Annotated in this window: 11 protein-coding genes; all 11 read right to left on the bottom strand. The window is 69.8% G+C overall.

Annotated features, from left to right (window positions below; genetic code table 11):
• Nucleotides 1-377: 377 nt before the first annotated feature.
• Entirely contained in the window at nt 378-728 is a 351-nt protein-coding gene (locus IT355_19780) for a hypothetical protein (GenBank protein MCC7055522.1), read from the bottom strand.
• 87 nt (nt 729-815) lie between these two features.
• Complete coding sequence (gene typA, locus IT355_19785) at nt 816-2,651, bottom strand: translational GTPase TypA (GenBank protein ID MCC7055523.1); 1,836 nt, start codon at nt 2,649-2,651, stop codon at nt 816-818.
• 167 nt (nt 2,652-2,818) lie between these two features.
• Nucleotides 2,819-3,943: a type IV pilus twitching motility protein PilT gene (locus IT355_19790; GenBank protein ID MCC7055524.1), complete on the bottom strand. Its 1,125-nt coding sequence runs from the start codon at nt 3,941-3,943 to the stop codon at nt 2,819-2,821.
• 773 nt (nt 3,944-4,716) lie between these two features.
• Nucleotides 4,717-5,625, bottom strand: coding sequence for a 4-hydroxythreonine-4-phosphate dehydrogenase PdxA (locus IT355_19795; protein ID MCC7055525.1), 909 nt, complete (start codon nt 5,623-5,625; stop codon nt 4,717-4,719).
• Nucleotides 5,622-7,010 (bottom strand): peptidylprolyl isomerase, encoded by a 1,389-nt coding sequence (locus IT355_19800; protein MCC7055526.1) that lies wholly within the window; start codon nt 7,008-7,010, stop codon nt 5,622-5,624. The genes IT355_19795 and IT355_19800 overlap by 4 nt, the downstream gene beginning before the upstream one ends.
• A 136-nt stretch (nt 7,011-7,146) precedes the next feature.
• Nucleotides 7,147-8,610, bottom strand: coding sequence for a peptidyl-prolyl cis-trans isomerase (locus tag IT355_19805; GenBank protein MCC7055527.1), 1,464 nt, complete (start codon nt 8,608-8,610; stop codon nt 7,147-7,149).
• Nucleotides 8,611-8,673: 63 nt separating this feature from the next.
• A complete protein-coding gene (gene mfd, locus IT355_19810) occupies nt 8,674-11,964 on the bottom strand; it encodes a transcription-repair coupling factor (protein MCC7055528.1) in 3,291 nt (1,096 codons plus the stop codon).
• Nucleotides 11,964-13,826: a BatA and WFA domain-containing protein gene (locus IT355_19815; GenBank protein ID MCC7055529.1), complete on the bottom strand. Its 1,863-nt coding sequence runs from the start codon at nt 13,824-13,826 to the stop codon at nt 11,964-11,966. The genes mfd and IT355_19815 overlap by 1 nt, the downstream gene beginning before the upstream one ends.
• A 9-nt stretch (nt 13,827-13,835) precedes the next feature.
• Nucleotides 13,836-14,750 carry a DUF58 domain-containing protein gene (locus tag IT355_19820; protein MCC7055530.1) on the bottom strand — a complete coding sequence of 305 codons (915 nt, stop codon included), beginning with the start codon at nt 14,748-14,750 and terminating at the stop codon, nt 13,836-13,838.
• Between the two features lie 244 nt (nt 14,751-14,994).
• On the bottom strand, nt 14,995-16,014 hold the full coding sequence (locus IT355_19825; protein ID MCC7055531.1) for a nucleotidyl transferase AbiEii/AbiGii toxin family protein: 1,020 nt from the start codon (nt 16,012-16,014) through the stop codon (nt 14,995-14,997).
• A complete protein-coding gene (locus IT355_19830; GenBank protein ID MCC7055532.1) occupies nt 16,011-16,595 on the bottom strand; it encodes a hypothetical protein in 585 nt (194 codons plus the stop codon). The genes IT355_19825 and IT355_19830 overlap by 4 nt, the downstream gene beginning before the upstream one ends.
• Nucleotides 16,596-17,136 lie beyond the last annotated feature (541 nt).

The following is a 17,136-nucleotide window of genomic DNA, read 5'->3' on the forward strand; positions in this document are numbered from 1 at the left end:
ATGTGTTAAGCACGCCGCCAGCGTTCGTCCTGAGCCAGGATCAAACTCTCCAAGAAGAATTCAACCAGCTCTCGCGAACCGCTCACAACTCCCATTGCTGGACCATCATGAGACGGTCCGGAATCATCAATTTCGTGTTTGTATCGCTCGCCGGCAGGCACGAACCCGCCGGCTCAATCGCGATATCACCACTCGCTTGCTCTCTCAATTGTCAATCAGCTGTCCTGTCCGGGCCCCGGAGCGCGTGACACCGCGTCTCGCAGAACCTCGCCTCGCCCCGTATCCGGGGGAGACCCCAATGATAGCAGAAACGCCCGCCCAGTCAACCCCCGCCGGGCCGCCACCACACACGACACCACACCGCACCACCCACACCCTCACGCGTCCGTTTCATCCTCACCCGGAATCCGCTCGTACCGGTCCTCCGTGAAGTCGATCTCGTCCGCCTCGTCGTCGTCATCCTCGTCATCCAGCTCGTCGTCCTCGAACTCGTCGAGATCGTCGTCGTCGTCCTCATCCTCGTCGTCGTCCTCGTCGTCGTCGTCGAGGGACTCCTCGTCCTCGTCGAGATCCGCCTCGTCCGCCAGGTCGTCGTCCTCCCCCGCCACCCCGCCACCCGCCGCAGACCACACCAGCCCCGCACCGGACACCGCGCCAGCACCGGCGCCCATCGACCCCTGCGCATCCGCCCCCGATGCCATCGATGCCCACACTGCCTCTTCCGACATGCCTGCGTTCTCCCCGTGCGTCCGTCTGGCGTGAGATTCGTGCGCCGCCACGCGGCAACACCTGCCCGCCGCGCGCGACACCTGTGGTCACTCGTTGTTGCGCTCCTTCTTCAGGTCGCGCGTCACCCGCTTCCGGTCGATCGTGTTCAGCACCTTCTTCCGCAGCCGGATCGACTGCGGCGTCACCTCGATCAGCTCGTCCTCCTCGATGTACTCCAGCGCGCTCTCCAGCGTGTGGATCCGTGGCGGCTCGAGCACGATCGCGTCATCGGCTGACTTGCTGCGCATGTTCGACAGCTTCTTCTCCTTCGTGGGGTTCACGTCCATGTCCCCCGGCCGCGAATTCTCCCCCACCACCATCCCCTCGTACACCGGCTGGCCCGGCTCCACGAACAACGTCGCCCGCTCGCCCAGGTTGCCGAGCGCGAAGGCGATGATGGTGCCGTTCTCCATGCTCACCAGCACCCCGCGCGTCCGGCCATCCAGCGCCCCCGACCACGGCCCGTACTCGAGGAACCGGTGGTGCATGATCCCCGTTCCTCGAGTATCGGTCAGGAACTCGGAGCGATAACCAAACAGGCCGCGCGCCGGAATGCGATAGGTCAGGCGCACCATCCCCTGCCCCGGATTCTTCATCTCCGTCATCTCGGCCTTGCGCGGCCCGAGCTTCTCGATCACCGCCCCGACGTACTCGTCCGGCACGTCGATCAGCAGTTCCTCGTACGGCTCCAGCCGCTCGCCGTTTTCCCCCTCGCGGGTGATCACCTTCGGCCGCGACACCTGGAACTCGTACCCCTCGCGCCGCATGGTCTCCATCAGGATCGACAGGTGCAGCTCGCCACGGCCGCTCACCTTCCACGTGTCCGTGTTGTCGGTCTCCTCCACCCGCAGCGCCACGTTCCGCTCCAGCTCCTTCATCAGGCGGTCACGCACCTGCCGCGACGTGACGAACTTCCCCTCCTTGCCCGCGAAGCTCGACGTGTTCACCTGGAAGTCCACCGAGATCGTCGGCTCCTCCACCGCGATCCCCTCGAGGCGCTCCTGGAAGCTGGGATCGGTGATCGTGAGGCCGATCTCGACGTTCTCGAGCCCCGCCACCGACACGATCTCACCCGCCGACGCCTCCTGCACCTCCACCCGCTCCAGCCCCTCGAAGCAGAACAGCTTCGTCACCCGGCTGTTCTGGATCGGCAGCGCCGGGTCCATCTGCAGCAGCGACACCTGGTCGCCCACCTTGATCTTCCCCATCTCCACGCGCCCGATGCCCAGCCGCCCGAGGTAGCTCGAGTAGTCGATCGTGGACACCAGCATCTGGAACGGGCCGGTCGCATCGTTCGGCGGGATCGGCACGTACTGCAGGATGGCGTCGAACAGGGGGTTCATGTTCGTCCCCTCCACGTCCAGGTCCATCGTCGCGATGCCCTGGCGCGCGCTGGCATACACCACCGGCGCATCCAGCTGCGCCTCGGTCGCATCCAGCTCGATGAAGAGGCTCAGCACCTCGTCGTGCACCCGCATCGGGTCGGCACCGGGGCGGTCGATCTTGTTGATCACCACGATCGGCACGCGCCCCAGCTCGAACGCCTTGCGCAGCACGAAGCGCGTCTGCGGCATCGGGCCGTCGAACGCATCCACCACCAGCAGCACGCCGTCCACCATGCGCATGATGCGCTCGACCTCACCGCCGAAGTCGGCGTGGCCGGGCGTGTCGATGATGTTGATCTTGTTGTCCTTCCAGCGGATCGAGGTGTTCTTCGCGAGGATCGTGATCCCGCGTTCCTTCTCGAGCGGGTTGGAATCCATGACACGCTCGGCGACAACCTGGTTCTCGCGGAACGCTCCGGCCTGGCGGAGCATCTGATCCACGAGTGTCGTCTTACCGTGGTCGACGTGCGCAATGATGGCAATGTTACGAATAGACATGCGGGAAACCTAGTCCGGGGGCCAAGTGCCCCCCGACGAGGATTCCCGCCGCCCGGAGCCCGGACATCCCACCACGCCGGACATCCTCCCCCCCCGCGCCGCGCCGCCACCGCCCGCCGTGCATGCGCGGGCTCACCCACAGGCGCCCCCGCAGCGCCCCCTCCGCCCTACGCCGCCACGCGCTCCAGCGCGATGCCACGCGACTGCAGCGCCTGCTGGAAGGCCCCCTTGTCCACCGCCTTCATCCACGCGTCGGCCGCCTCCACCACCCCCCGCTCCACCAGGTCCAGCAACGCGTCGTTGAGCGTCACCATGCCGAGCTTCTTCGACGTCTGCATGATCGTCGGGATCTGGAACGTCTTCCCCTCGCGGATCAGGTTCGACAGCGCGGTGTTCGCCAGCAGCACCTCTCGCGCGGCCGCCCGCCCCCCGCCCTTCTTCTTCACCAGCGTCTGCGAGATCACCCCCTTCAGCGACTCGCTCAGCATCGTGCGCACCTGCGACTGCCGGTCGGCCGGGAACTGGTCGATCAGGCGGTCCACCGTGCTCGGGGCCGTGGTGGTGTGCAGCGTGCCGAAGACGAGGTGCCCGGTCTCCGCCGTCTCGATCGCGATCGCGATGGTCTCGAGGTCGCGCAGCTCACCCACCAGGATCACGTCCGGATCCTCGCGCAGCGCCGCCCGCAGCGCACTCTTGAAGCTGGAGGTGTGCACCCCCACCTGCCGCTGCGTGATGATGCACTTCTTGCTGGCGTGGACGAACTCGATCGGGTCCTCGATCGTGATGATGTGGTCGTGCCGCGTGCGGTTCACGAGGTCGATCATCCCACACAGCGTGGTGCTCTTGCCGCTGCCGGTGGGGCCGGTCACCAGCACCAGCCCCTTGTTCAGCGTGCAGAGGTTCTTCTCGAACTCCGACAGGCCCAGCTGCTCGGCGGTGATGATCGTCGACGGGATCAGCCGGAACACCGCCGCCGCGCCGCAGCGGTCGCGCAGCGCGTTGCCGCGGAAGCGCGCGAGGCCGGGGATGTCGATCGCGAAGTCGGTGTCGCTGCAGGCGAGGAACTCCTCGCGGTTGCGCTCGGGCATCGACTGCAGGAGCATCTGCTCGAGCTGGTCGTGGCCGAGGGGCGCGGTGCCGGGAATGCGGACCAGCTCCCCGTCGCGGCGCAGGATCGGCGGCTCGCCGACGCGCAGGTGCAGGTCACTCGCCTTTTCGGACGCGAGGGTCCGCAGGAGGGTGTCGAGCGCATGGCGCGGGCCGTGGTCGAGGGCGGGAGTGGCACCGGCCATCGTCGCCTCCTCGCGGAGGGCCGGGTCGGCGGCACTGGCCGGCATGATCTGCGCCACCACGCGGCCCTCGCCGTCCCGCTGGATCGTGCAGTCGACCGGCACCCCGTTGCTCTCGTACGGGAAGCGCGCCGGCCCCCCCTGCATCACGGCCGCCTGCAGCGCGGCCGGCGCAATCTCGCGCAGCAGCCCGACGATCTGCTCGGCCGTCAGCGCCTGCTTCGTGATCGGGCGCGTGCCGCCGTCGAAGCGCAGTTCCGCCGCCGCGCCTTCGTACAGCACCAGCGTGGTCGGCGGCGCGGTCCCCAGCGCCACGAGGAACTTGTCGAGTGATGCCATGGGCAGCCTGCGCAATGCGTAGGACAGGCCGCGAACCGGGGTGGGTCGGCTGCCGATCCGGGGGTGGGCGGTCGGGTGTGGGGCTTCCGCCCGAAAGACGCCCCGCCGGCCCGGTCGTCACGTCTGTTCACGACCCCCTGCGGCGCGTGCCGTTCGCTAACTCCGGTCCGGGCGCTTGCTCGGGTGCCGTGGCTAGGCCGGCATCGTCAACAGGGTTCGCGCGGAAAACGCGGAAACGGCCCACTAAAGCGATGCGGCACCGGTGACGGCTCACCCTGAAGAAAGTGCTGTAGGAACTGCGCCCGCGGGCACGCAGTTCCCACGAGTTTTCGTCCGGGTGTCGACGGAGACAGGCCTGCTGTGGTGGCTTTCCGCGTTTTCCGCGTTTTCCGCGTGAACCTTCTTGACGATGCCCCGCCAGTCGCAGACGCCGGAGATCAGGGCGTGTGCGCGACCGTCTCCTGGTTCGCCAGCCGGATGCACAGCAGCACCGCATGCCGGAAGCTCGACACGTCCGCGATGCCCTGCCCCGCGATGTCGATCGCGGTCCCGTGATCCGGCGACGTGCGCGGAAACGGCAGCCCCAGCGTCACGTTCACCCCGCTGCCGAAGCTCGCGACCTTGATCGCGGTCATCCCGACATCGTGATACGGCGCGATCACCGCGTCGAACTCGCCACGCATCGCACGCACGAACACCGTGTCGGCCGGATATGGCCCCAGTGCGCCGGTCTCGCGGGCCACGGGGGCCAGCAGCTCGGTATCCTCGGTGCCGAAGCGACCGCCGTCGCCGCCATGCGGATTGAGCGCGCAGAGCGCGATGCGCGGATCGGCGATCCCGAACCAGTGCTGCAACCCCGCCCGCGTCAGCCCCACCGACTCGCGGAGCACGTCTGCCGTCAGCGTCTCCGGCACGTCGCGCAGCGGCAGGTGCGTGGTGGCCAGCACCACGCGCAACGTCTCACTCGCCAGCATCATGGCCGTCGGCCGGCCGGTGAGCTCCGCCAGCAGCTCGGTGTGGCCCGGCGCATCGTACCCGCCGAGCAGCAGCGCGTGCTTGTCCAGTGGCGCCGTGACGATGCCCCGCACGGCGCCGGCGGAGGCCAGTTCCACGGCCCGCACCACGGCGTCGCCGGCGAGCTTGCCGGCCAGCGCCTCGCTGCCGCCCGGCAGCCAGGTGCCGATGGACTCGTGCACGTCCACCTCGGTGCCACGCGGGCCCACCACCAGCAGGTCACAGAGCTCGCCGATCTCGTCGTCGGCGAGCACGGCCTGCACCAGCTCCGGCCCGATGCCGCGCGGATCGCCGAGGGTGACCGCGAGCCGCGGGCGACGTCGCGTGGTCACCGCTCGGGCGGAGCCTCGGCGGGCGCGGCGGCCGGGAGTTCCGGGATCGGGTTGCGGAGCACGAACGTGGCGCTGCGCAGCCCGTCGATGAAGCGGCGCATCGAGCGCTCCTCCACCAGCTGGGCGCGGATGCGCTCGCGGACCTCCCCCACCGAGTACAACCCCTCCTCCTGCTGCGTGAGGAGCTGGAAGACGACGTACTTCTTGGTCCCCCGCCGTGCGTTCTCGATGGGGAACGGAGCGCTGATCTCGTTCGGCTTCAGGTCCTTCAGCGCCGCGATGTAGGCCGGCGGCAGCTCACTGCGCGGGAACGGGTCGTTGAACGCGCGGATCTCGTCGGGATCGTGGAACTTCGCCGTCAGCGTGTCGTACCGCGACCCGCTCCGCCACGCCGTCGCGACGCTGTCGGCCAGCCGGTAGGCGCGCTGCTCGTCGAGCGAGTCGAGCGTGGGGATGATCAGGATGTGCCGCGCCTTCACTTCCTTCGGCTGCACCTTGTCGACGCGGATGATGTGGAAGCCGAAGGTGGTCTCGACCACCGGGCTCACCACTCCCGGCGGCAGCGCGAACATCATGCGGTCGAACTCGGGCACCATGTTCCCGCGGCGGTTCCAGCCCAGGTCTCCGCCGGTCTCCTTGTTCGACGGGTCCATCGACTCACGCTTGGCGACGAGCTCGAAGTTGCCGCCGCGCTGGATCTCGAGCAGCAGCGAGTCGATCTTCGCCCGCGCCCGAGCCTTCGCTTCCGGGTTCGGCGTCGGGCTGATGACGATCTGCCGGAACGTGACCTGCGCCGGCCGCTTCGGGAACGTGGCGCGGGTGCGCTCGTAGGTCTCGACCACGTCGGCGTCGGAGACGACGGCGCGCACCAGCTTGCCGTCGCCCTTCATCTTCTCGATCAGCTTGCGCTGCACCGCCGGGCGCCGCGCGGCCTCGATCAGCGTCTTGCGGTACTCTTCCGGCGTGCCGAAGCCGGCACCGGCCAGCGCGGCACGGAACTCCTGGTCGCTCTTGAACTGCTCGCGGATCTTGCGCAGCTGCGTCTCGACGTCGGGCAGCACGTCGCCGTCGGTGACCTCCACCTTCTCCACCGCCGCGGCCTGCATCAGCACCTCGGCATCGATCAGCTCGTCGATCAGCCGCTCCACGAACTTGCGATGCTCGACGCTGTCGGTGGGGATCTGCACCCCCTGCGCGCGGCGCGTGTTGTACTCCTCCAGCACCTCGCTCCAGAGGATCGGATGGTCACCGGCGACGGCGATCACCCGATCCACCTGCACCACGGTGGGGCCGGCGGTGGGCCGGGCCGCCGGGGCCGTGACCTGCGCGGGCAGCGCGGCGGCGGCGAGGAGGGCGGCGGCGAGGAACGTCGATCGTCGAGTCATGCGGTGGTGTACCCGGGCGGCATGGCGTCGTTTCACGACCGGGGCGGTCGGACCGGGCGCCACACGACAAATGTAGATGCAGAACGGGGGAGCGCGGTGATCGCGCTCCCCCGCTGGTGAGGCCATGATGGCAGCCTTACGGCTTCGCGGGGGCCGGAGCCGGCAGCGCACCGGCCGGCGCCTCGCCGGGCATCGGCACGGCCGACGCCGGACGGTTGGCCGCCCGCGTCGAATCGGCCGACCCGCGGAGCTTCTGCGCGGCCTCGAGGGCCCGGTCCACGCCGGCGTCGACGATCTTGGCGCCCGGGTACTTCATGCGGAGCATGAGGTCCATCGACCGGGCGATCGGCACGAACGCCCCGTCCTTCACCAGCATGTTCTCGAGGAAGGTGTTCACGCGGCCCACCGCCAGTGCCTCACGCGTCTCGGGGGTCTTGGCGCTGTCGGTGAGCTGGTTCGGGGCCACGCCGAGCTGCGTCCAGGAGTTGATCACGAGCGTGCGGAACTCGGCCCGGATCTGGCTCTTCTCCTGCTCGGTGAGGTCCACCTTCGCGCTGTCGGCCTGGGCCAGGAACAGCTCGTTGCGCATGAAGTTCTTGACCAGCGTGGGGATGATCGTGTCGGGCGCGTTCTGGATCTGCGCCACCAGCCCCTGCTCCGGCGGATAGGCGTCGATCCAGCGCACGAGCTGGCGGGCGGTGAAGTCGCCGCGCTTGGAGCTGCCGATCACCATGTTGCTGCCGCGGTAGCTGTCCAGGTCACCCACGATGTCGCGCGCCATCTTCGGGGCGTCGGACTTCACCGTGACGGTGTTGGCGGCCTCGAGGCGGGACCAGTAGGTGGACTCGGCCACGGCGGCACCGCGCTGCTGCAGGAGCTGGGCGACATTCTGCGCCACCGCCGGGTACAGCGGGCGGTAGATGATGTGGAAGCCGAAGCGCGACTGGACCACGCCGGAGATCTCACCCGGCTTGACCGACTTGAGCGCGTTCTCGAACTCCTGCGCCATGATGCCCTTCGGGAAGGCGCCGAGCGCACCGCCCTGCTGCGCCGAGCCGGGATCCTGGCTGAAGCGCGTGGCGAGCTGCGCGAAGTTGGCGGCCGTCAGCACCTTCCGCACCGAGTCGGCGCGGCCGCGCAGCTCCTGGAGCTGCTGCGGGGTGACGCCCTTCTCCGGCGTGCGGAAGAGGATGTGGCTGGCGGCGAGCACCTCACCGGAGTTGTAGCGCGCCTCGCCGTCGGTGGTCGGCGTGACGGCCCACGTCTTCGAGATGACCTCGAAGAACTTGCGGGCGCGGGCGTTGGCGATGGGGGCCCAGAGCGCCGAGTCGAGCAGCTTGGTCTCGTTCAGCGAGTCGCCGGCAGCGCCGGCCTTGGCGAGGAGCTGGTAGTTCACCCACAGGTCGGCCACCACGCGCACGACGTCCTTGCGCAGCGGGACCTTGGAGGCACCGAGCAGCTCCGACAGCTTCTTGACGGTCAGTTCCTGCGAACCGGCCTTCGCGACGGTATCCGCATGTGCGCTGAGCGCACCGCTGTTGCAGCCGGCCAGCTGGGCCGTGGCGACGACGGCGATCGCGGCGAGGGCAAGTCTTCTCATTCGACGATATAGGAAACGGGTGAAGTCTGGGGCGACACGGACGGGCAGCCGCACGACCGTGGATCAGCGACTCAGACTGCGCAGCGAGCGGACGAGGCCTTCGAGAACGGCAGCACCACCAAGCCGCGTGAGCTTGAGCGTCAGCGGCTGCGCGCGGCGCACCTCGGCCTGGAACTGCACTTCATGGAACGCGGCGCTGAGCCCCTTCATCCGGGGCACGGCATCGGCGCGAAACGTAATACGGCCCTCATTGCCACGCACCAGCACGGCTTCGATCCCGAGGGTCCCGCCAAGGAGGCGGAGCTGGGCGAGGTCGAAGTAGGCGGCGGCGGCGGCCGGAAGCGGGCCGAACCGGTCGCGCACCTCGGACGCCAGGGCCTCGATGGCGGCGGCGTCCGGCGCCGTGGTGAGGCGCCGGTAGACGTCCAGCTTGAGGTCCTGCAGCGGGATGTAGTCGTCCGGCAGGAAGGCCGGCACGTCCAGCGACACGTCCGACGGCTGCGGGGGCGGCGCCTTGTCGCCCCGCTGGATCCGGGTCACCGTCTCCTCCAGCAGCCGGAGGTAGAGGTCGAACCCGACGGCATGCACGAAGCCGCTCTGCTCCGGCCCCAGCAGGTTCCCCGCCCCGCGGAGCTCCATGTCCTTCAGTGCGACACGGTAGCCACTGCCGAGTTCGGTATGGTGCTCCAGCACCCGCAGGCGGCGCTCGGCGTCCTCGTCCACGATGTCGGGCACCAGCAGGTAGCAGTACGCGCGACGATGCGAGCGCCCGACCCGGCCCCGGAGCTGGTAGAGCTGCGCCAGCCCGAAATGGTCGGCCCGGTCCACGAACATCGTGTTCGCGTTCGACACGTCCAGCCCGCTCTCGACGATCATCGTGCTGACCAGGATGTCGGCCTCGCCGCGCACGAACTGCCGCATGACCTCCTCCAGCTCACGCTCCTTCATCTGCCCGTGGCCCACCACGATCCGGGCCCGCGGCACCAGCCGCGCGAGGTGGTCGGCCATCGCCAGGATGGTCTCGATGCGGTTGTGCACGAAGAAGCACTGCCCGCCGCGATCCAGCTCGCGGGTGATGGCCTCCTCGATCAGGGCATCGTCGTTCGGCTCCACGTACGTCAGCACCGGGCTGCGGTCCCGCGGCGGCGTCTGCATCAGCGTCATGTCGCGCAGGCCGGCCAGCGACTGGTGCAGCGTGCGCGGGATCGGCGTGGCCGTAAGCGTCAGCACGTCGGTCTCCATCTTGAGCTGCTTCAGGCGCTCCTTGTGCTTCACGCCGAAGCGGTGCTCCTCGTCCACGATGATCAGGCCGAGGTCACCGAAGACGACGTCCTCACCCAGCAGGCGGTGGGTGCCGATCACGATGTCCACTTCCTTCCTCTTCAGCCGCTCCAGCGTGGCGGCCTGCTCCTTGCCCGTGCGGAAGCGGCTCAGCTCCTCGATCACCACCGGGAAGTCGGCCAGCCGGTCACCGAAGGTGCGCACATGCTGGTCGGCCAGGATCGTCGTCGGCACCAGCACCGCCACCTGCCGCCCGCTCTGCACCGCCTTGAAGGCGGCGCGCACCGCGATCTCGGTCTTGCCGTAGCCCACGTCGCCCACCAGCAGGCGATCCATCGGCCGGCCGCCCTCCATGTCGTGCTTCACGTCGGTGGTGGCGCGGCGCTGGTCAGGGGTGTCCTCGAACAGGAAGCCACTCTCGAGCTGCATCTGCCACGTCGTGTCGGGCACATGCGGTGGCCGGCTGGCGATGCGACGGCGCGCATACAGGTCCAGCAGCTCGTGCGTCATCTCGAGGATGGCGGCACGGGTCTTGTCGCGCTGCTGGCTCCACTTGCGGCCACCCAGCTTGTGCAGGCGCGGCGGCGGCGCATCGGCACTCACGTCGCTGGCGGCGCGATATCGCTCCACCTGGTCGATGCGGTACAGCGGCACGTTCAGGCGATCACCACCCTCGTACTCGATCACCGCCACCTCGACGGTGCTCTCGCCCACGAAGATCGTGGACATGCCGCGGTAGATGCCGATGCCGTGCTCGAGGTGCACCACGTAGTCGCCGCTCTTCAGCGCCGTCGCCACATCCAGCGCCGCGCCGCCGCCGTACTTGCGTGCACGCCGGATGCGGCGCTCGCGACGGAAGATCTCGTGGTCGGTGAGGACGCGCAGCCCCTCGCGCCCCTCACCCGGCGGCAGCAGGAAGCCCGCGCCCAGCACGCCGAGTGCCAGCGTGGCCTGCGTCTGCCGTCCGCGCTCGTCGAGCAGTTCCTCGAGGCGCTCGAGCTGGCCGCTGTTGTCGCAGAGGATCAGCGTCGGCACGCCGGCGGCCACCAGCTTGCGCAGCGCCGCCATGTCGCGGCCCACCGTCTCGGGGGCGCGCACGGGGAAACCCACGTCGATGGAATCGGCGGCGGGATCGACGATGTGGATGGTGCCGAACGCCCGCAGCCGCGTGCGCGTGACCTCGGGCTGCTCGAAGAGCCGGTCGCGCGGCGGGGCGTCCTCACCGCGCCGGCGCGCCAGCTCCACGTGGTGCTGCGCCTCGTCCCAGGTGCGGCGCAGCTCGGGATCGATGCTCGTGCCGAGCGGCTGCACCAGCAGCGTGTCCGGCGGCAGCAGGTCGGCGAGTGTGACGCGTTCGTAGGCCGCCTCGCCCTCCTCGCCGGCCGGGATGTCCACCGGCAGCACCAGCGCCACGCTCGCATCGCGCGTGCTGCGCTGCGTGTTGAGGTCGAAGTGCCGCAGCTCGACGATCTCGTCGCCCCAGAACTCCAGGCGCACCGGCTCGGCCATGCCGAAGCTGTAGATGTCGAAGATGCCGCCGCGCACGCTGTACTGGCCGACGTCGTCCACCATCGGCACGCGCTCGAAGCCGTGCGCGTCGAGGTGCTCCGAGAGCGCCTCCAGCCGCCACGCATCCCCCTTGCGCAGCTCGAGGCGGGCGCGGCTCACGGCGCGTGCGAGCTGCGTGCGCTCCATCAGCGCCCGCGACGTGGTGAGCAGCAGGCGCACCGCGCCGCGCGACAGCTTCTCCAGCGTCTCGACCCGCTCGCCCGCCACCTCGCTGTGCGGCTCGGCCTCGCCGAAACCCTCGCGCGGCGGGTAGAGCGCGATCTGCTCCGCGTCCGACAGCGCGCCGAGGTCGGCCAGCCAGCGCTCCGCCTCGGGCAGCGCGTCGGTCACCACCACCAGCACGCGGCCGGTGAGCCGGCGCGCCAGCGCCGCCACCAGCACCGCATCGGCCGAGCCGTGCAGCCCGGTGAGCGTGAGCGTGCGCCGCGGGGCCGGCAGCGTGTTGAACACCCGCGTGAACTGCGGCAGCCGTTCCAGTGCGTCGAGCAGGGTCGGTAGGCCCATCAGGCGGGTCGAGCGAGGGAATCGGTGACGGCGGCGCCACCGGTGCGGTAGCGGCCGGAGAGCCACGCCTCGGCGAGCACGGCGAGCAGCGCCAGCAGCAGCAGCGGGAAGACCATCGGCTGCGACGCGCCGGACTGGCGCACGCTGCCGAGGAACGCCGGCACCTCACTGGACAGTGCCACCCGCTCCGGTCCCCCGAAGTGCGCCAGCAACGCGGCCGCACCGGCGCGGGCCAGCAGCGGCTCGCCGGCGTCGAGCAACACGCCGATGGCGCCGGTGGTGTCACGCCCCCGCATCCAGAAGTAGACACCCGGTGCGGCTGGCGCGGTCACGGCGCTGCCGGTGAGTGTGCGCGTCACGGTGCCATCGGCGCTGCGGAGCGCCGTGGCGCCGGCCGGCGGCAGCAGGGGCGCACCGGCGGTGACGAGCGTGGCGGACGTGGCCCCCGACGACAGGTTGCTGATCGCGTCCGCCAGCCAGGGCACGAACGTGGCGCGCACGGGCAGCGTGGTGCTGGCCGCGTCCAGCGGCGAGCCGACCACGATCCACTGCGGACCGCGCACCATCCACGCCCCGCCGGACACCTGCGCCAGCGTGTCGCCGGTGGCCCCCGGCTGCGCCACCAGCGGGAACCAGCGCATCACACGGATCGTGGAGTCACCGCGCAGGTCGCTGGTCCGTGTGCGCACGAGCTGCGTTCCCCGCTGCTCGGCGCCGTAGCGCCACGGGATGCCGAGCCGGGACAGCGTGGCGTTGGCCGCGGCCACGCCTCCGGCATCGGCGGGGGGCAGCAGCAGCGCGGGCAGTGCCGTCACCTGCGCTGCCGGTGCGATGGTGACCGTCGTGCCACCGCCGCCGCGCACGCGTCCGCTCTCGCGCAGTGCGCCGACGGCCGCGGCCACGAACTCGCCGGCGGCATCACGCACCGACGGCGCCGTGCCCACCACGATCGGCAGGATGGCGTGATCGTCGCCACCCACACCCGAGGGTTCCAGTGTCACGTCCAGTGCCTGCCACCCCGTGCCGGCGCCGACCAGCGGGATGCGCAGCGTGGCCAGCGAGTCACCACGATGGCGCACCACCACGCCGCGCGCGAGGGTGTTGTCACCGATCGCGATGCGATAGGCGGTGGAATCGCGCACCGCCTGCACCGTGAGCTCGACAGCACCACGCGGCGTCCACCACTGCGGCAGCGCGGTGGCGGCGAGGATCGCGCCGTTCGGCGGCGGCGTGAGTGCTGGCACGTACACGCGGACCCGCGACGACGACCGGGGAAGGTCGGTGCGCCAGGCCGACTGCTGGCCATCGGTGATCACCGCCACCGCGCCGCCGTCGCCGCCGGCCCCCTGCGTGAGGGCGATGGCCGCACGCACGGCGGCGTCGAGGCGGCCGGCGTTCGGGAGCGCGATCACGCGGGAGAGCGCGGCATCGATGGCATCCGGTCCCGTGAACACCGTGCCGTCGGCGGTGAGCAACCAGAGCTGCTCGGCCGATCCCGACGCGGCGCGCAGTTCCCGCGCGGCGGTGGCCAGCCGGTCCAGCACCGGTGCCCCGCCGACCATCGCCGTGGTGCTGAGCGAGTTGTCGAGCACGATCGCGAGGGCGCGCGGCGTGCCTTCCCCGCGCGACCACACCGGCCGCGCCGCCGCCAGCGCCAGCAGCAGCACGATCAGGATGCGGAGCAGCAGCAGCAGCAGGTTCTTGGTGCGCACATCCTTGCTGGCGTCGCGCTCGGCGCTCTGCAGGTAGCGGACGGCCGGGAACTCCACCCGCGCGCCGATGTTGCGGCGCAGGAGGTGCAGGAGCACGGGCACGGCCGCGAGCACAGCCAGCGACAGCCAGAGCGGAGCGAGGAAGGCCACGTGGGGTCGTCAGCCCCGCACGGTGTCGCGGGCCGCGAATGCCCGGTGCAGCGGCATGCCGAACGGCTCACTGGTGTCGCAGAGGGCGTAGCGTCCGCCCTGTTCCACGAAGAGGGTGCGCCAGGCGGCGATCGCGGCCTCCACGGTGGCGTTGTACGCCGCGCGCACCTCGCGGGCGCTGGCGGCCACTTCCACGCCGGTCTCGCTGTCCACGAACCGGGCGTCGGTCTTCACGTCGAGCGTGCGCTCGCCGGGATCCATGATGTGCATGGTGAGCACGTCGTGGCCGGCCGCGCGCAGGGCACGCAGGCCGGGGGTGACGGTGCCGGCGTCCAGCAGGAGGTCGGAGATGACGATCACGATCCCCGGGCGCCTGACCAGCTGCGACGCGCTCTGGAGGGCCAGGTCGAGCCGCGATTCACGACCGGTGCCGGGCTCCTGCATGGCGGCGACGAGGCGCTGGAAGTGCGCCGGCCGTGCGCGCGGCGGCAGGACGGTGCGCACCGCGTCGTCGAACCGGATCAGCCCGACGGCATCCCGCTGCTTCAGCAGGAGCAGGGCCAGCGCCGCAGCCAGTTGCTCGGCGTAGGCCTGCTTGGTGAGTGTTGCGGTGGGGCTCTTCCACTGCATCGACCGGCTCACGTCCAGCAGGATCAGGGCGCGGAGGTTGGTTTCCTCCTCGAACTGCTTCACCACCCAGCGTTCGGTGCGGGCGGCGATCTTCCAGTCGATGTAGCGCAGGTCATCGCCGGGCTGGTACGGCCGGTGCTCGGCGAATTCCACGCTGAAGCCCTTGCGGGGCGAGCGGTGGAGTCCGGTGAGGAAGCCGTCCACCAGCCAGCGGGCGCGCACCTCGAGGCCGCCGAGTGCGGTGAGCACGGCGGGATCGAGGAGGTCGGGGCGAGACTGGGAGGCGAGCGACATCAGGGTGCTGGGGAGCCGGGGCGACGGAGACGCCCCGTCAATGTACAGTCGGCGCGACCGCAATGGCACGTCGGCGGCAGCTGGTGACCCATGCGGGGCGACGCGGGCGCGCCGATGTGCAGGTGGTGTCGTGTGTGTTGAGGCGTGCCGCGGCTGCGTGGGGCGTCGGGCAGCGGGGCGCGAGACGTCACGCACACACGACGACGTGCGACGTCACATGACGCGTCACGACGACACGCGCCGTCTACGCGGTTTCTGGCGCGAAGAGGTCTGCGCGCTCGAGCCAGTCCCGAATGGTCGCGCAGGCGTCGAGCAACGGGACGCGCGGACCCCAATGCCATGTCCCCAGCGCGGCATGTGCACGCTCGAGGGCGTCGCGGTCGACGGGATCGGGGAGTGTGAACGCGTCATCCTGTGCGTGGTAACTGCGCCGAATCTGATTGTCGGCACGCATCAGCATCGCGAGCTCCTGTACCGTCATGCCGCCGGGCAGATCTGGAAGGCCGTGCAGCTTCGTGATGATATGGTGCGCGTCCTCGAAGTGACGCACATACCGTGATGGATCGATTGCCTTGCGATGCTGATTGCAGATCGCATCCAGCTTGCCGAGCAGCGTCGCAACGGGGTGTGCACAGGACAGCGATGCTGGCCGGTTGTCGATGAAGCCCGCCGCCTGCGCTGGCGAGAGGACGTCATGGCTGAAGGACGTCACGCGGCACGGCACCGCCGCGTAGACTCTGTCCGGCGCGACCTCGAGTTGCACGGAGCGAGCCAACAGACCGCCCGTGTGCGGAATCGTCGACGCGTAGTCCAGGTAATACACCGCGTTGATGTGTCGCGGGGAGTGCCGCAGCACGTCGTGGCGCACCCCGACACTGCCAGGGATGCGCGCGAGTTCCGTCGCCAGCCAGCCAAAATACGCGAGACGGTCCGCGCCATACGCGGTGTCTGAGGGGATCCACGAACCCACGCTGGGGGCGGTGAGCGTCGGCGGCGGCACAAGGTGCACGTCAATGTCTTCAGAGAATCGCTGGATCAGCCCAAAGCACTTCGAGAGTGATGTGCCGCCCTTGAAGCAGACGCCGAACCGTTCGTGCTCGAGCCACCACAGGACGTGCGTGACCCAGTAGTCTTTTTCCGCGAACTCGACGTCGAGCCTCGCCGTGGTGGCCGCCAGGCGTAGCAGCTGCGCGAACTCGACGTCGTCGTGGAGAAAGCCGGGCGGCGTGGATGGCGTCGCCGCCCTGGCGCGTCCCGGCGTCATACGCCCCCGCGCAGCAGGGTCGGCGCCACCGCGCGGATCGTGTCAGTCACGAGTGCCTGTGTCTCCCGCGTGCCGTACTCAGCAGCCATCTGCTGCAGCCGCACCGCATCGAAGCGCCCGTCCATCACCGCCGGGCGGAGTGTCTGCCTCAACGTCTCGACGTCGAGCCCCGCCATCCCGCGATTCTGGATGAGGTCAATGACACACCACTCGGTGTTCATGGAGAGCGGGAACCGCACTCGACGAAACACGAACCGGAAGACGTCGATCGTGGCCTTCCCGGACAGCTTGCCGTTGTAGACCAAAGGGGTCGCGAACACGGCGGTTGCCCCGAGGCCGAGCGCGTTCCACACGCCGGACCCCGTCACGACGAAGGGCGTGTCCCTGAGGACGGCGCGCAACACTTCATCACGTGCCGGCGGCACGTCACCCCACTTGCTGCGCTGCGGGCGATAGTAGAGCCCGTGCCGGAGCTTTCGCAGCTTTCCCGCGGCGACGAGCTGCTCAGCCAGTCGCGTCGGGTTCGCACCCCACCGCTTGAGATCGGCGGTGCGATAGACGCGTCCAGGTGTCAGATTCACGATGGGCTCCGGTATGTATTCTACTGTGGATATCATACAGCAGTCGATGCGAGTCGGCAACCCGGTGGATCCGGGGATCCGAACGAGACGTGTTCCCGACGCGAACCGTAACCGTTTGCTGCACAAGCGATTACATGGCGGGGTTCTCCCATGCCGACGCTAGGGCTCAGGCTACCACCCCTATGCGGCGACAGCATGGCCCCGCACTTCGGACAGTACCGGGCGGCAGTGAGCTCGGCGGTGTTGCCCACCAGCACCGCCCGGGCCGTGGCCGCCGTCAGCCGCTGGACCCGCGCGTCGATGATGTGCCACGTCAGGTACCGGTGGAGGCATTTTGTGGCGACGCCCCGGAACCGGGCGATCCATGCCTTCAGGCGGCCCTGGTCGCTGGTCCAGTACCCCGCCGTACACGCCGCTCACCCGCCCCGCGTGGGCCTCCAGGTCCCGCGTCGCGCGGACCGTCCCGTTCGACACCTGGCCCAGTTCCACCCCGGCCGGCACACTGTCCCGCTCCCAGTGCGCGCTGACATCCGGCATCCGC

The organism is Gemmatimonadaceae bacterium (assembly GCA_020851035.1).
Taxonomy (GTDB): Bacteria; Gemmatimonadota; Gemmatimonadetes; order Gemmatimonadales; family Gemmatimonadaceae; genus JACMLX01.

What these genes read in the sequence shown, in the direction of transcription:
- IT355_19800 (MCC7055526.1), bottom strand. Translation starts at nt 7,010, where the DNA reads ATGACTCGACGATCGACGTTCCTCGCCGCCGCCCTCCTCGCCGCCGCC.
- typA (MCC7055523.1), bottom strand. Translation starts at nt 2,651, where the DNA reads ATGTCTATTCGTAACATTGCCATCATTGCGCACGTCGACCACGGTAAG.
- IT355_19780 (MCC7055522.1), bottom strand. Translation starts at nt 728, where the DNA reads ATGTCGGAAGAGGCAGTGTGGGCATCGATGGCATCGGGGGCGGATGCG.
- IT355_19790 (MCC7055524.1), bottom strand. Translation starts at nt 3,943, where the DNA reads ATGGCCGGTGCCACTCCCGCCCTCGACCACGGCCCGCGCCATGCGCTC.
- mfd (MCC7055528.1), bottom strand. Translation starts at nt 11,964, where the DNA reads ATGGGCCTACCGACCCTGCTCGACGCACTGGAACGGCTGCCGCAGTTC.
- IT355_19820 (MCC7055530.1), bottom strand. Translation starts at nt 14,750, where the DNA reads ATGTCGCTCGCCTCCCAGTCTCGCCCCGACCTCCTCGATCCCGCCGTG.
- IT355_19805 (MCC7055527.1), bottom strand. Translation starts at nt 8,610, where the DNA reads ATGAGAAGACTTGCCCTCGCCGCGATCGCCGTCGTCGCCACGGCCCAG.
- IT355_19825 (MCC7055531.1), bottom strand. Translation starts at nt 16,014, where the DNA reads ATGACGCCGGGACGCGCCAGGGCGGCGACGCCATCCACGCCGCCCGGC.